The 14,826-nt window shown below is 42.8% G+C and carries 12 protein-coding genes and 1 tRNA gene; 9 read left to right on the top strand and 4 right to left on the bottom strand.

Going from position 1 to position 14,826, the window contains the following annotated elements; all coding sequences use genetic code 11:
* Positions 1-8: 8 nt before the first annotated feature.
* The 3 genes from ACKPQ4_RS08360 (at position 9) to tsf (ending at position 2,014) form a co-directional block, all read left to right on the top strand.
* Positions 9-85, top strand: a tRNA-Met gene (locus ACKPQ4_RS08360).
* A gap of 82 nt (positions 86-167) precedes the next feature.
* Positions 168-1,136, top strand: coding sequence for a 30S ribosomal protein S2 (gene rpsB, locus ACKPQ4_RS08355; protein WP_407680734.1), 969 nt, complete (start codon positions 168-170; stop codon positions 1,134-1,136).
* A 47-nt stretch (positions 1,137-1,183) separates the two neighbouring features.
* Entirely contained in the window at positions 1,184-2,014 is an 831-nt protein-coding gene (gene tsf, locus ACKPQ4_RS08350) for a translation elongation factor Ts (protein ID WP_407680733.1), read from the top strand.
* 53 nt (positions 2,015-2,067) lie between these two features.
* Here tsf and ACKPQ4_RS08345 read toward each other — a convergent pair whose 3' ends face one another.
* A complete protein-coding gene (locus ACKPQ4_RS08345) occupies positions 2,068-3,093 on the bottom strand; it encodes a calcium/sodium antiporter (RefSeq protein WP_407680732.1) in 1,026 nt (341 codons plus the stop codon).
* Between the two features lie 134 nt (positions 3,094-3,227).
* Here ACKPQ4_RS08345 and ileS point away from each other — a divergent pair, with 134 nt between their 5' ends.
* The 3 genes from ileS to lspA are packed head-to-tail and all read left to right on the top strand — an operon-like array spanning position 3,228 to position 7,626.
* Positions 3,228-6,017, top strand: coding sequence for an isoleucine--tRNA ligase (gene ileS, locus ACKPQ4_RS08340; protein WP_407680731.1), 2,790 nt, complete (start codon positions 3,228-3,230; stop codon positions 6,015-6,017).
* A 30-nt stretch (positions 6,018-6,047) separates the two neighbouring features.
* Positions 6,048-7,064: a TraR/DksA family transcriptional regulator gene (locus ACKPQ4_RS08335; protein ID WP_407680730.1), complete on the top strand. Its 1,017-nt coding sequence runs from the start codon at positions 6,048-6,050 to the stop codon at positions 7,062-7,064.
* Positions 7,065-7,098: 34 nt separating this feature from the next.
* Entirely contained in the window at positions 7,099-7,626 is a 528-nt protein-coding gene (lspA, locus tag ACKPQ4_RS08330; RefSeq protein ID WP_407680729.1) for a signal peptidase II, read from the top strand.
* A gap of 28 nt (positions 7,627-7,654) precedes the next feature.
* Here the strand turns inward: lspA and ACKPQ4_RS08325 are convergent, their stop codons facing one another.
* Complete coding sequence (locus ACKPQ4_RS08325) at positions 7,655-8,533, bottom strand: YicC/YloC family endoribonuclease (protein WP_407680728.1); 879 nt, start codon at positions 8,531-8,533, stop codon at positions 7,655-7,657.
* Entirely contained in the window at positions 8,530-9,792 is a 1,263-nt protein-coding gene (gene trpB / locus ACKPQ4_RS08320) for a tryptophan synthase subunit beta (RefSeq protein ID WP_407680727.1), read from the bottom strand. The genes ACKPQ4_RS08325 and trpB overlap by 4 nt, the downstream gene beginning before the upstream one ends.
* A 77-nt stretch (positions 9,793-9,869) precedes the next feature.
* On the opposite strand from trpB, the gene kdsB reads away from it, so the two are divergent.
* The 3 genes from kdsB to ACKPQ4_RS08305 all read left to right on the top strand — a co-directional run bounded on the left by kdsB (position 9,870) and on the right by ACKPQ4_RS08305 (position 13,899).
* Positions 9,870-10,601 (top strand): 3-deoxy-manno-octulosonate cytidylyltransferase, encoded by a 732-nt coding sequence (gene kdsB, locus ACKPQ4_RS08315; protein WP_407680726.1) that lies wholly within the window; start codon positions 9,870-9,872, stop codon positions 10,599-10,601.
* 46 nt (positions 10,602-10,647) lie between these two features.
* Positions 10,648-11,766, top strand: coding sequence for an LptF/LptG family permease (locus tag ACKPQ4_RS08310; protein ID WP_407680725.1), 1,119 nt, complete (start codon positions 10,648-10,650; stop codon positions 11,764-11,766).
* A gap of 120 nt (positions 11,767-11,886) precedes the next feature.
* The gene (locus tag ACKPQ4_RS08305) at positions 11,887-13,899 is read left to right on the top strand and encodes a hypothetical protein (RefSeq protein WP_407680724.1); all 2,013 of its coding nucleotides are present in this window, start codon (positions 11,887-11,889) and stop codon (positions 13,897-13,899) included.
* Between the two features lie 375 nt (positions 13,900-14,274).
* On the opposite strand, the gene ACKPQ4_RS08300 is transcribed toward ACKPQ4_RS08305, so the two are convergent.
* On the bottom strand, positions 14,275-14,826 hold a 552-nt coding region (locus ACKPQ4_RS08300), incomplete at its 5' end, for an InlB B-repeat-containing protein (protein WP_407680723.1).

Genomic DNA, 14,826 nt, shown 5'->3' with positions numbered 1-14,826 from the left:
CCTTTTGCAGCAGGGTGGAGCAGTCTGGTAGCTCGTCAGGCTCATAACCTGAAGGTCGCAGGTTCAAATCCTGCCCCTGCTCCCAAATTATTAACCCTTAACAACATACAAAAGAAAATTATTTCTCCCATCCTCTCGTTCGGGATGGGCTTTGAACCATCAATATTATGAACGTATCTGTAAAAGATCTCCTCGATGCCGGAGTCCACTTTGGCCACCAAGTCCGCCGTTGGAACCCTAAATCCAAGCCCTTTGTTTACGACAATAGACACGGAATTTCCATTATTGATTTGGAAAAGACCTATGATTTGCTTGAGAAAGCTGCTCAGGCGGTCGAAGAAGTTGTTGGATCTGGTAAACAAGTCTTAATTGTCGGTACCAAAAGGCAGGCTGTTGAACCAGTCCGTGAGCTTGCCGCTGCCACCAATATGCCATTTTGTGTGAATCGTTGGATGGGTGGAACTCTTACTAATTATGAGACTGTCTCCACAAGTATTGCGAAATATAAAAAGTATTTGCGCATGGAAGAAGACGGTACATTAGATAAAATGCACGGCAAAGAGAGTGCATCTATCAAGCGTCAAATGACACGCATGAACAGGGACTTTGAGGGGTTACTTAATCTACAAGGTCTACCTGGAGCGCTTTTCATTATCGATTCTTTTAACGAATCTATCGCAGTGGCTGAAGCTAACCGTTTGAAAATTCCCGTGATTGCATTGGTCGACAGTAACTCTGACCCATCCCTTCTTTCTCACCCTATTCCTGGGAACGATGACTCGACCAAATCCATCCGAATCATTGTGGATGTCATTCTTGAGGCCATTCAGGCGGGGGCAACTAAACGCACTCAAACTCCAACAAAGCGTAAGGATATTACACCTGTCTCCCAAGAACCTGATTTTCTTGATAATGAAGATGAGCCAGAAGTCACCCTTCCCGAAGGCTATGACGAAATGGACTTTGACGACCGTAAGAAGGCAGAAAAAACTGTCGATGAAGAGCCTCAATCTGAGACAATTCCTGTAGCTGATAATTCATCTGCTTCCGTTGAAGAGTCTGATTCAGATAGTAGTAAGAAAGCTGAAGCAAATCCAGATTCCGCAGACAATGCTGTCGCAGAGGAGTCAAAGTAAATAACTCTTCATTAACCTAATTTTTTACCAAGTTCGAATTACCTAAGATGTCCATCAACAAAGATAGTGTTATGGCCTTGCGCGAAAAAACTGGCGCCGGGCTTATTGATTGCAAGCGCGCCTTGGGCGAAAGTAACGGAGATATGGAAGAAGCTGTTTCCATACTTCGTAAAAAAGGAGTGGCAACCGCAGCGAAAAAATCCGGTCGCAGTGCAAGTGAAGGAATGATTGCTCAAGCCATATCTGAAGATCGTTCCAAGGGTATACTTGTAGAAGTAAATTGCGAAACTGATTTTGTCGCTAAAAACGATGACTTTGTTGTTTTCTCAAATGAAATTGCTATGGAGCTTTTGAATAACCCATCGGCAGACTTTGAAGAAAAGAGAACTGAACAGGTTGCAAAGATAGGTGAAAATATTAAAATTTCCAGATCTGAAACGCTTGCTCCTAAAACATCCGGTCTTGTTGAATCGTATGTCCACACCGGTGCGAAAGTAGCAGTACTCCTATCGGTAGGTTCCGATTCTTCAGAGGTTCATTCAAACGAACTTGTGGTTTCAATGGCTAAAGATATCTGCATGCACATTGCCGCGACTTCTCCGGTTTGTGTATCAAGAGACGAAGTGCCTTCAGAACTTGTTGATAAGGAAAAGGAAATTGCCCAAGCCCAAGCTGAGGGTAAGCCCCCACAAGCTGTTGAAAAGATTATCAGCGGCAAGTTGGAGAAATATTTTGCTGGCGTTTCTTTGCTTGAACAACCCTTTGTAAAGAACCCTGACCAATCGATTCAGCAATTTGTTGATGAAGTTGGAAAAGAGATTGGATCGCAACTCAAGGTAGAAAAATTCCTCCGTTTTCAAGTCGGGGACAGTTCTTAATCTTTTAGGATTTACCTTCTTAGATAATCCCCTTTCATGAGGGGGAGCGACCTTTATGCATTAAGCAGCCAAGTGCTTACACTGGCTGTTAAGTAGAGGCAGAGCAGTATAATACCGTGGGTTTTTACTAGGTGCTTTCCCCCTAACCAGTAGATTAATATTCCAGTGGTTAAGAGTAACGAGAGGTAATCAATCCACGGATAAGGTGCTCCGCTGCATATCGGGCCCATCACTCCAGCCAGTCCACCAATAAGGGAAAGGTTAAATAGATTTGATCCAACGATATTTCCTAGCAGCATGGATGTTTGAGCTTTCCGAATCAGGCTGATCGATGCAGCTAATTCTGGAAGGCTTGTGCCTATGGCTAGTAAGGTAAACCCAATCAGTTCCTCAGGCACTCCAGCAATCAATGCCAGGCTTTTAGATCCATAAACCAGAGAATCTGAACCAAGCCAAAGGGTAAGAGTCGCAAGGATGAGCATAATTATGGAAATGAGCAGGCTGCTTGCAGGAGAGTTTTCAACTTGGCCTAATTCCTGAAATGTTTTGTTGGCACTCTTGTTCTTTAATGCATGAAAGGAAACAAAAATTAAATAAAGGACGATAAATACAAGTAAAAGAGTGCCTGGGATCATTCCTAGCTCTCCGCGTGGCAGAAAGACCAAAGCGAGGCAAAAACCAATAGTTATCCAGCTTAAGCAATGTCTTTGAGCCTGAGAAACCGCACCTTTTGTAGATATGTTTCCTAGCAGAAGGGCTATTCCGAGGATTAGGCCGATATTTGCTATATTAGAACCGATGATGTTTCCAAGAACCAATCCGGGAGAATCACTTCGAATAGCTGATAGGGAAGTAAATAATTCAGGGGTAGAAGTGGCGATCGACACAATGGTTAATCCAACTACCACTGGTGGAATACCAAGCTGGCAAGCAATGTTTGAACTATGATCGCTTAGCCAATCTCCTCCTTTGGTTAGAAGAAAAAAGCCTGTAATTATACAGAGAGTTAATACACAAAGATATAGGCCGTAAGATTGATGAGCCCATGGAGTGATCCAACTATCTAAAAGTTCGTACATCGGTAAGAAAACCGATTAGGGTGGTTGCTGAGTTTTGAATGGCAAGTAGATTCACGTTGCAAGAGTACTCATCCGCCCTTGACTTGACGGCACATTGCTTCATCTTTCCTCATTTTGCGTGAGGCGTACTCCAAATGAATGCTCCTGAAAAACTTAAGGATACTTTAAATCTTCCAAAGACAAACTTTCCCATGCGTGCTAACGCAGTGGTGCGAGAGCCTGCTCGTATGAATCATTGGGAAACATCAGAAGTCTATGCAAAGATGCAAAAGAAAAACCAAAATGGTCCGTCTTTTGTACTCCATGACGGTCCTCCCTTTACCAATGGAGATGTGCATGTAGGCACGGCACTTAACAAAATTCTTAAAGACTCCATTTTGCGCTACAAAAACGCCCGTGGTTTTCGCACACCGTTTTTACCTGGTTGGGATTGCCATGGTTTACCTATTGAGCATAAGGTAACAAAGAAATTAAGAGCCTCTAAAAAAGAGTTTGATGCTGTTGAGTTGCGCAAGGAGTGCGAAGAGTTCTCGAAGTCGTATATTGAAACCCAGCGTAGTCAGTTCAAGCGATTGGGAGTTTTGGCAGATTGGGAAAAAGAGTACAAAACAATGAATCCTGCCTACGAGGCAGAAATTCTTCGTACCTTTGCTGATTTTGTGGATCAAGGACTTGTTTACCGCAGTAAAAAGCCAGTCTATTGGTCTATTCCTTGCCAAACTGCACTGGCAGAAGCTGAGATTGAATACCTTGACCATAAAAGCCCTTCTATTTTTGTTCGTTTTCAAATAAAGGGGGAGAAAGACGAATACTTAGTAATCTGGACTACCACACCCTGGACCTTGCCTGCCAACCTTGCAGTGGCAGTTCATCCCCGGGAGACATACTCTGAGGTGCAGGCGAATGGATCAAGTTATTGGATCGCCGAACAACGGGTGAATGAGTTTACCCAGGAGTGTGGATTCTCCGACCATACAATTGGCCGGACTTGCACGGGATCCGACCTTGCTGGGAAAGCCACTCTTCATCCATTTATCGATCGAGATAGCATGGTTGTGAACGCTGAGTATGTAACCATGGATACAGGTACGGGGTGTGTACACATTGCACCGGGGCATGGATTGGATGATTACCTAACCGGTTTGGAACACGATCTAGAAATCTATTGTCCACTTGATGATGGAGGGAAGTATTTGGATGATGGACAAATCCCTAAAGAATTGGTCGGTCTTTCTGTTTTGGAAAAGGCGGATGGCTCCAAGGCAAACCATGCAGTTTTGGAAATTCTTACATCATCAGGAGCATTATTGGCTCATAAACAATACGACCATCAATATCCTCATTGTTGGAGGAGTAAATCACCGGTGATATTTCGAGCAATGGATCAATGGTTTGTTTCCCTCGATAAAGAAGATTTGCGAAGCCGTTGCATTAATGGATTAAAAGAAGTCTCATTTACTCCGGAGTGGGGGAGAAACCGAATTCATGGATTTCTTGAAGCTCGTCCTGACTGGTGCATATCGAGACAACGTTCCTGGGGGGTTCCGATACCGGTATTTTTTGATGATGATGGAAATGTATTACTTGATTCCAACCTGATTGAATTTCTTGCCTCAAAAATCTCGCAAGATGGGTGTAATTTGTGGTTTTCCCAAACAGCTGAGGAATTACTCGATGGTTATGACCTTCCTGATTCTTGGAAAGGTCGGAAATTATCCAAGGGGCAGGACACCCTCGATGTATGGATTGATTCTGGATGCAGTCATCGGGCGGTTCTTCGTAAAAATGAGGAAGTTTCCTGTCCGGCTGATTTATATTTGGAGGGCAGTGATCAACACCGTGGATGGTTTCAAAGCTCTCTTTGGACGAGTATGGTTTCTACCCAGTCGGCACCTTATCGAAGAATTTTAACCCATGGTTTTGTGGTTAACGGAGAAGGAAAGAAAATTTCCAAAAGCGATGGGAAACCCCAGACTGCAGATTCTTTTGTTACAAAATACGGGGCTGATGTTTTGCGCCTTTGGGTATGTTCGGAGGATTTCCGCAGGGATATTCCCTTGTCCGATGAAATCCTTGAACAGGCAGTGCGGGCCTATCGCACCCTGCGTAATACATTACGCTTTCAGCTTGGAGCCTTGCATGATTTTTCTCAGGCAGAGCATTCGGTACCAATCGAGCAAATGTCCCCGATAGATCTTTGGACTCTTGGGAAAACCAATGATTTAATTCGAGAAGTTACTGATTCATGCGAACAGTATGAATTTCACCGGGCTATTCAGTGTTTGAATCGATTTTGTTCGGGTATTCTTTCATCAACTTATCACGATGTGATCAAAGACAGGCTTTACACATTGGACCCGAACGATCCTTTGCGCCGTTCAACACAGTCGGCCTTAAGGATGATTTTCGAGTCTTTGATAAAATTAATCGGTCCCTTTACCCCTTACATTGCAGATGAGGCATGGGCATTTGGTCAATCGGGTGAGGAATATTGTAACGATTCATTGAGTTTACAGGATTGGCCGAAGGAAATTGATTTAGGAGAAGGTCAAATTGCAGTTTCCGATGTTCAGGAATTATTAGACCTTAAAGATTCACATGTAAATGAAGCATTAGAATCTTTACGGGTGAAAAAAGAGATAGGTCAGTCTTTGGACGCATGCGTTAGTCTTTGTTTATCAACAGACAGTAAATTCGTTGATATTTTAAAACGTCGATCCTTGGATGAATTGGCTGAGTTATTTATTGTATCATCCGTTACCTTGGAAAATCTTCCTTCCGGAGAGGTAGATAAAGTCACAGCTTGTCATGCATCAGGTATACGTTGTCCCCGAAGTTGGCGCTGGGTTCCAGAGCTTGTTAAGGTGGAGCCATGGGGTGAAGTGTCCCCTCGTTGTGCCGAAGTGCTTGCCAAGATTCGTTGAAATCGTATTCTGCCGAAAATCTAGTTTATAATGACTGCAAAAAAGAAAGTCTCTTCTACAACCCGACCAAAACCAAACAAGGATAAAGCTGTGGCATCCAAAGCCAAGGCTCCATCCAAAAAAGCGGCCAAGCCAAAACCTACGGCGAAGCAAGCCTCTGTTAAGAAGGTGACTAAGAGCGTGCCTGCTAAGAAGAAGCCTACTGCTGCGTCTACCAAAACGAAAAAACAAGTTTCATCTAAGAAGGCAAAATCTACAGCTTCTTCAAAAGCCTCTTCGAAAACTCGTACATCTCAGAAAAAAGATTCAGCCACTATATCGAAGGTTAAAGAAATTGTCTCCAAATCAAGGGCGATCAATCAGAAGGAGGATACAAAACCAGAAAGCACCTCCTTTTCTTTCGATGATGTTCTTGGGTTAATTCATTCAAAAAAGAAAGAAAAACCAAAGAAGGTTACCGCCAAGAAAGCTGCAGAAGTTCAACCCCCAAAAGTAGCAAAGACCAAGCCTGAGAAAGTTTCCAAAGTAAAAAAGCTTACTACTGCTTCCATTGATGACATTCTAGGGTTTGGTGCTCCATCTGTGGGACCAAGTCGACCGGTTTGGGATGTAACTAAAGTCCCCACTCAATGGGCTTCTTATTACGAATCGTTAATGTCCTTGCGGAATTCACTTAAAGGTTCTCTTGGAGAGCGTTCAAATGAGACCATAGGTGCGTCTGCTCGAGAATCGGGTGAATTATCAATAAATTCAAGTGATGCTGGAACTGAAACTTTTGACCGTGATTTAGCTCTTTCCATGGTTGCCAATGACCAAGAGGCTTTAGAGGAAATTGAAGAGGCGATTGATCGGATATTCGACGGCTCGTATGGAATCTGCCTGGAAACACAAAAACCGATTAACAAGAATCGCTTAAAGGCTGTTCCTTTCACCCGTTTTTCGGTGGAGGGACAAAACCAGTACGAGCGTGGAAGAATTAAAGAAAAAGATTTCGGTACTGGGACGTTTGCTACCTTAGCAGATTCAACTATGGGTGAAGAAGACTAGGTTTGTGGGCCTATCTTCTTTGTAATTTTTTATTTTGGTACAATATTTACGTTTGTGGACCCTCTTGGTCAGCATTCTTGTGCTTGATCAATGGTCAAAGTCATGGGTTGTCGAGAGGGCAGTTGAGCTTCGAAGGAACCCAATCGTATTAATTGATTACCTCGAAGGACCTGAAGCTTTTCTCGAATTTACTTATGTGACTAACCCGGGGGCGGCATGGAGTCTTTTTTCGGACTATCCTGAAGCTCTAACCTTATTAGCTGGAATTGCTTTGGCTTCTATTTTTATTTTTCGCAGGCATTTGGAACTCCACCGAAATTCTTTGCAGTTTGTTTTTGGAGCGATTGCGGGGGGGATTGCAGGAAATTTAGGGGATCGAATATTTCGTAATCCAGCAGCGGTGGTTGATTTTATCGATGTTTTTCTCCCTTGGGTCGAGTATGATTATCCCATTTTTAATGTTGCAGACTCAGCTATTTTTATCGGGGCTTTTTCCTATCTGATTATAGGTTTTTTGGATTCGAAGACCAAAGATAACGGTCAAAAGAATATACCAGTATAAATCAGGCGGGTTAGCAGTAGGAGCCTGCTTATTCGAGATTCATTACCTGCTCACGAATTTTTTCAATTTCTACCTTTGCTTCAATAACGAGATTAGAAATTGTAGGAGTTAAAGATTTTGAGCCCAAAGTATTAAACTCTCGGCCCAATTCTTGAACAATAAATTCCAGTTTTCTGCCAATTGGTTGTTTAGCATGTAAACCTTCTTCAAATTGTTCCAAGTGACTGCGTACCCGAGTAATCTCTTCAGAGACATCAGATTTTTCAGCATAGACAGTAAATTCCTTACGAACTGCGTCATCATCGCAGTTTATACCCAAGCCACTTTCTTTAAGTCTTTGTAGTAAGCGGTCTCTCCATTCTCTAGCGAGTCCCTCCGTGTTTTTTTCAACTGAGTGAACGATTTCGCCTAAACTATAAGCACGTTTCCTTAAGTCTTTGGCAAGTGAATCGCCTTCTTTTCCGCGCATTGAAACCATCTGATTAAGGGCAATATTTGTCTTGTCGATTAATATGTCTTCGATTGAGTCCAACGACGGTACCACGGGTTCCCTTGAGCCCGATGTCAGTATCCGTTGTATTAGATCGACGGATGGTGAATAGGGGAGATCTTGGCTAAGGCAAATTTTTTTTAATTCGTCTAATTTGTCGCCAACTCTTGCTTCTTGATCGCGAGAAGGATTTTCTGCTGAAATCGCTTGTGGTTGAAGCAGAATTGATAGACGAATCCGTCCACGCTCTACCGAAGAACGAATTAGTTTTTGTGCTTCCCTCTCAAAAAACTGCCATTCCTTGGGTCCGTGTAGTAGGAATTCAAATCCTCTTTTATTTACTGAAGAAAGTTCGATCACACCATGAAATTCGGGCAGGGTAATCTCCGCCCGTCCATAGCCAGTCATACTCTTCATAAAGTTGGCATTTGGGGAAGTCCGCTCACGCCCATTAAGCGGGCTGCTTCCATCGCATCTTTATCCCCCCGACCACTTAAATTTACGCAGAGCAATTCATCCTTTCGCATCTCTTTGGCACGTTTAAAGGCATGAGCGAGGCCATGAGAGGTCTCAAGTGCGGGTAGGATGCCTTCTGTCGAAGATAGTGCCCTGAAGGCGTTAAGTGCGTCCTCGTCGCCAGCATGGGCAAATTCAATCCGGTTAAGGTCTCGGTAAAATGCATGTTCAGGACCTATGGCTGCATAATCTAATCCTGCAGAAACTGAGTGGGTTTGGTTTATTTGTCCATCCGGGTTTTGCAAGATCCAAGTTTTACAGCCTTGGAGTACGCCAAGTTTACCTCCTTCAAAACGGGCTGCATGTTCACCTTCTTTGAGAGAACGACCACCTGCTTCAACACCAATTAAGCGGACATTTGTTTCTTCAAGGAAATCAAAAAAGAATCCAATCGCATTGCTGCCACCTCCCACGCAGGCAATCATTTCATCAGGTAAACGACCTTCTGTCTCGAGAAATTGCCTTTTGGTTTCTTTGCTAATTATACGGTGGAAATCTCGCACCATACCGGGGTAGGGGTGTGCTCCCAGAGCCGAGCCCAAAATGTAGTGAGTTGTACGAACATTGGTCACCCAATCTCTCATCGCCTCATTAATGGCTTCCTTAAGGGTTTTACTACCCGCTTCTACTCCATGCACTTCAGCCCCGCTCAAGCGCATGCGAAATACATTAAGAGCCTGTCGGCGCATGTCTTCTGCACCCATGTATATTTTGCAATCTAAGCCAAATTTTGCACAAACTGATGCAGTGGCGATCCCATGCTGTCCTGCTCCGGTTTCTGCAATAATTCGTTTCTTCCCCATTCTTTTCGCGAGCAGGGCTTGTCCTAGTGCATTGTTTATTTTGTGTGCACCTGTGTGAAGTAAATCTTCCCGTTTTAAATAGATTTTAGCCCCGCCCAATTCTTTGGTTAGGCGCTCGGCAAAATACAATTCTGTGGGTCTTCCGGCAAATTCCTTGAGCAAACGATCGAGTTCATGCTGGAAGCTAGGATCAGCCCTAGCTTCCAAATAGGCATCATTTAATTCCTTTAGCGGATGGTACAGGGTTTCGGGCACATAGCTCCCACCGTATGGACCGAACCTGCCTTTTTCATCGGGCAAAGAGAATCGATCAGGCATGACGGAACGGGCAAGGGGTTCATTAGTTTCTACAGTCATGGTAATCATGTAATACTAGTCAGGTATTTGCTTGCGACAACCCAAGAAGTGACCCAAAAAAAGACTTAGTCATTCACATGTCCAAGAACCCAACACCAACCATTGTAGTTCCAGCCCGGTTGGCATCCTCCCGATTTCCTAAAAAATTACTGGCCGATGCAGGGGGTATGCCTCTAATCTTAAGAACTGCCAATCGTCTGCGAAATCAAGTTCCCGAGTATGATCTTGTTTTTGCGGTGGACGGTGAGGAAATTGCCCAACCCTTAAAGCAGGAGGGATTTACCTGTATTTTTACAGATCCAGATTTAGCTTCGGGTACCGATCGTGTCGCTCAGGCGAACAAAATTTTACAAAGGGATGAAATTTTAAATGTTCAAGCGGATGAACCAATGGTCATGCGTGAACATATCTTAGCTCTCGATAAAGCTTTAAAAAGAAAAGGTGCTGATCTTGCAACCTTGGCTGCTCCTTTCGAAAAAAATGAAGATTTTCAAGACCCTAATCAAGTAAAGGTGGTGCTTAGTCTCTCAGGATTTGCTTTGTTTTTTTCCCGTGCACAAATTCCTTACGATCGCGAACATGCTGGGGTAGTGGGGCACAATTGTTACAAGCATTTGGGTATGTATGGATACCGGGGTGAATTTTTGAACGAATTTGCCAGCCTGCCGCTTGGTTGCTTGGAGGGATTGGAAAAACTTGAGCAATTAAGGGCTTTGGAAAACGGAAAGCATATTTCAGTAGAGATCGTAAAAAATGGTACCTGTGGGGTCGATACTCCTCAGGATTTGGCCGGCCTTTCCTTTACTTAATTGGTTTGTGAAAGAGGCAAAGTCCAAAATTATACGAAGTTACGTATTGAGGGAAATTTTAGGAGCAACTCTTTTATCTACCCTCGTTTTGACTGCCATCTTGCTTTATGGAAATTTATCAAAGAACGATGAGGAACTCTTTCGCGCCTTGGCGATTTCTCCACTTCTCTTTTTAGAACTTGTATCGCTAATGCTTCCTTTCGCCCTTTCCCTTGGCTTGCCCTTTGGTTTTTCTCTGGCGGTCATCTTTTGCGTGGGTAGGTGGTCGGCCGATCGAGAAGTTTTAGCTATGCAATCCCTGGGGATAAGAAGAAATCTTTGGGCTAAACCAATTTTTTTATCCGCACTAGCGGTTAGTTTTATTGGTTGCTTTGCTTCCCTTCATTTATCGCCTGTTTCTCGAGGAGTTTTTGAGGAACGTGTCAGGGACATGATTTGGCAGGATTTTGAGAGCTGGGTCGAGGACGGTCGGGAAATTGCTTTTAAAGTCGATGGGGAGGGTGAGCAAAAATTTATGGGTGGATTGACCTCAGGCCATCAAAAAAAAATGACTAGGGCGACTATGTCCATAGGTTATGGAGCGGGTCATTTATGGCACAATGTGCGCATTTTGACATGGGGTGCTCAAAACGAATTACTTACGATATTACACGCAAAACGTGCCACTGTGCGAAAAATTCGTGATAAGGGAGCGATTGAACTGTTCTTAAGTGAAGTTGATTATGAATCCCTAGATCATTCTGGGGGCAATCATTTAAAATCATCAAGTTTTGTATCTTTTAAAAAATGGAAACAACCAATTAGGTTTAGCCTGGAAACCCCTCAAATAAATCGGGATTCCAAACACATGCCTTTTCTTGAGTTTTTGAATAAAGTGAAGCTGGATGAAATCCACGATGCCGATTACCAGAGGGCTTGTTTTCATTTCAACAAATATGCATCATTGGGGTGTGCTCCTGTGGCTTTGTGCCCATTACTTTTAACACTGGCTGTTCGCCGAGGCCGGCGGGAAACTTATTCTAACCTTTTTACAGGTGTATTGATTTGTCTTTTTTACTTTTTATTGGGAACCAGTGTAGGAGAATTAATAGGTTCGAACGGATACGGTTGGTGGATTTCCAATTTAACTGCAGGGAGTATTGGAGTGTTTGCTATGCAAAGATGAGTAAATCATAATTAACAAATCCCTTTACTTCTCCAAAAAAATGACGAAAGTTGTATTAAAATGTAAACTTCTGCTAATACTTATGATTCTTATGTTTCACAATAGCCCTCTCATGTCCCTATGAAATTTCAAAATACCTTCATAATCGCCCTATCTGTTAGTTGTTTTTCAAGCTTTGCATTGAATGCTAATGTAGGGGGAGTATCTGGTTCCAATGTTTTCACTATAGCAGATGGAAATTATTCAGAACCCACTTACAAGATTGTAAGTGCAGCAACTCTTGGGAATTCAGTTTTTTCCGGTTCGGTCGATTCATCTTCTAATTCTGATCAAAACATTACTTTCGCGACCGGTACGGATGAAAATAATGCGACTACTTACCCCTTCTTTGCTGCTGGTGCATTTAAACCTGATGTGCAACTACCAGAAAGCAATTTTACCGTTTCCATAAACGGAGATGGTAATATTACGGCTGTTTCTACACCCACCTATCGTAGTAATTTCGATAATAGTGGAGTAGGTTTTGATAATGCTCCAGAAATTATTGTTTCTCCTTCCGATGGTGGTGGGGATACGGCAAGCATAACGGCTGCAATTGATAGCAATGGAAAAGTATCTGGTTTCACTGTTGTAAGTGGTGGAACAGGTTATACAACAGCTGCCGAACTTACTGTAGTTGGGGGGCCACATTTTGCACGAATAGCTAATGAGGACAGCACTTATTACGGAAGATGTTTTCTCATAACTAATAATTCTCGAACTAACCTTACTTTGGACATGTCCAATCTTGCCCAGGGGGAGAGTACTAATGTATCGACCTATTTCCCTGCCGGAACTTTAGTGGAAGTTGTTCCCGCGGCTACTCTGGGTAATATATTTGGATCTTATTGGCCACTTACTAATTGGACATCAGCCACTGGTTGGCGTGGAACAACCGGAAATACTGTCGATTGGGTATATGTTTATGACCCTAGCCTTGGGGGCTACACCAAGTATTTACACATTGCCGGAGGCGGTTTATACGGGTGGTATTCCCGTGATAAAGGTTATGGAGTGAAGTGCAATAACACTGTAATTTATCCGGATGAAGCATTTATTGTAGCTCGGAGGAGTTCTGGCACAGTAACTTTAGAATCTGAAATCAGTTTTGATGACTCTCCTACTCAAATCTACCTTCCGGAATCCGGAAAGACTTTTATCGCCAATAATCCTTTCGGTATGGATTTGCTTTTAACTGAAATCATTCCTTCAACTGAAATCCACGATTCAACCACTTCGAAGTTCCGTGCTGGTGCTTCCGATTCGGACACTGACATGGATACCATTACAATTTTGGCATCTGGTACATGGAAAAAATATTGGTATAAATCTGGAGTGAATTCTGGAATAACCACTACAATGAAAGCGATTGGCAAAGCTGGATCGGGTGGTAGCAGTGCAATGACAACAAGCGACCTGTTTATCGGTTCTGGTTCCATTTCTGCTATACAAAGTTCTTCCAATGCCGCAGGTACTTCTATTGTAACAAATTACAATGATGGAAATTACACTAAATTAACTTTAACTGGCACGGCTCCTGGTACTGGGTTTACGATTACTCTAAGTGATATTCAAGGATACATGCTAAGCGATGATGGAGCCAATGAGTTAAATGCCACAACTCTGGAAACAGTCGATACAAACGGTTCTGGATCTATCGTTTACTCCAATATTTCGGGTAATTTTGAAATTGTTGGAAGTGGATCGGGTTTTGTGGTTATCGAAAAGCAACGAGATGTTAATTTTAAATCAGACGAAGGATCGCCTGCTTGGAGTATTGGCAATGTTGGAGCTGGTTATAGCAATAGTAGTTCCACCGCGACTTGGTATGCTGTTGGTGGGGGAGGAACTGGAGCAAAGGGTACAGTAACAACAAATGGATCTGGGCAGTATTCAAGCTTTAACCTAACTGCAGGAGGTTCTGGCTACAGTTCTGCACCTCAAATTATCATATCAGGTGGAGGTTGGAGATACAGTGATAATTCGTCACAAGATAATTTAACTGTAGGTTCATCGGACGGACTCATTATTTATCGTGGTGCGACTGGAGGAGTTAAAACTTTTATACAGGCGAACAACCCAACTGCGGAATAGTTTCCAATACCCTTTAATCAGGCTACCTAGTTCGGGTTAATTTGAACCGAACATATTGAGGTAGTTAACCTGCGTAAGATAAACACCCTTGGTGTAAGGTTTCACCACAATGATATAAGCTTATCATGCGATGAATTCTTGTACGAAGTTCACAAGGAGTGCCTGAAACCTTTATAAGCCTACAGTGGTACGCACAATAAGATGGTTTGATAATTGATGAGTTCGACCTATTTTACTCATTCTCTAGCTTTAATTTAGGTAAAAAAAGGTCTAATATACTACTTTCCTAGAGTGCATAAATTCCTGTAAGGATGTCGCACCTATAATTTACTGATGCAAATCAGTGATTTATTATAGCTTTAAAAAAGCTAACCTTTACCGACTCGTCCAAGTAGAGTTCGAATAGTCAAAGATTACCAGTCTTGTAACGTCAGACTGTTCCAAGCTTACCCAATACCAAGTTTGGCTAGAAGATGAATGCAGGGCTGGGTAATGATCTTTAGTTGTCCAAAACCAGTCTTCCATTTTCTGTATCCATACCCAAATGGATTGATCTCCTTTTTTCTTCATGAATATCCATCCAAGGTCTTCATGAAATAACCAATCCTCCTCGCCGACTTTCCAAAAATATCCAAACCAAGGATTCCCCCACCAACCATTAGACAAAGATTCTGAACCCTCAAATAGACCAACGCTTTGAAAATGAGCGATTACAGAGGTATCTTGGGATATGTTGACTTTGGTCGTAGCATTATAGACTCCTTCGAATTCGCCACCTTCCCAATGTGAGAATTGAAAACCTTCTTTTGGAAATGCCTTGATGGTTCTCCATCCCCGGAAAAAACCGGAACCACTCGCAGTTCCAGAACTTGTATTATCAGAATAAACATTTAGAAGATAAAGGTTATTGGAGTTGTCATCGGTCGT

This window comes from Candidatus Chordibacter forsetii, from assembly GCF_964187505.1.
GTDB classification, from domain to species: Bacteria; Verrucomicrobiota; Verrucomicrobiia; order Opitutales; family Seribacteraceae; genus Chordibacter; species Chordibacter forsetii.
This window is presented reverse-complemented; position numbering and strand designations above follow the sequence as displayed.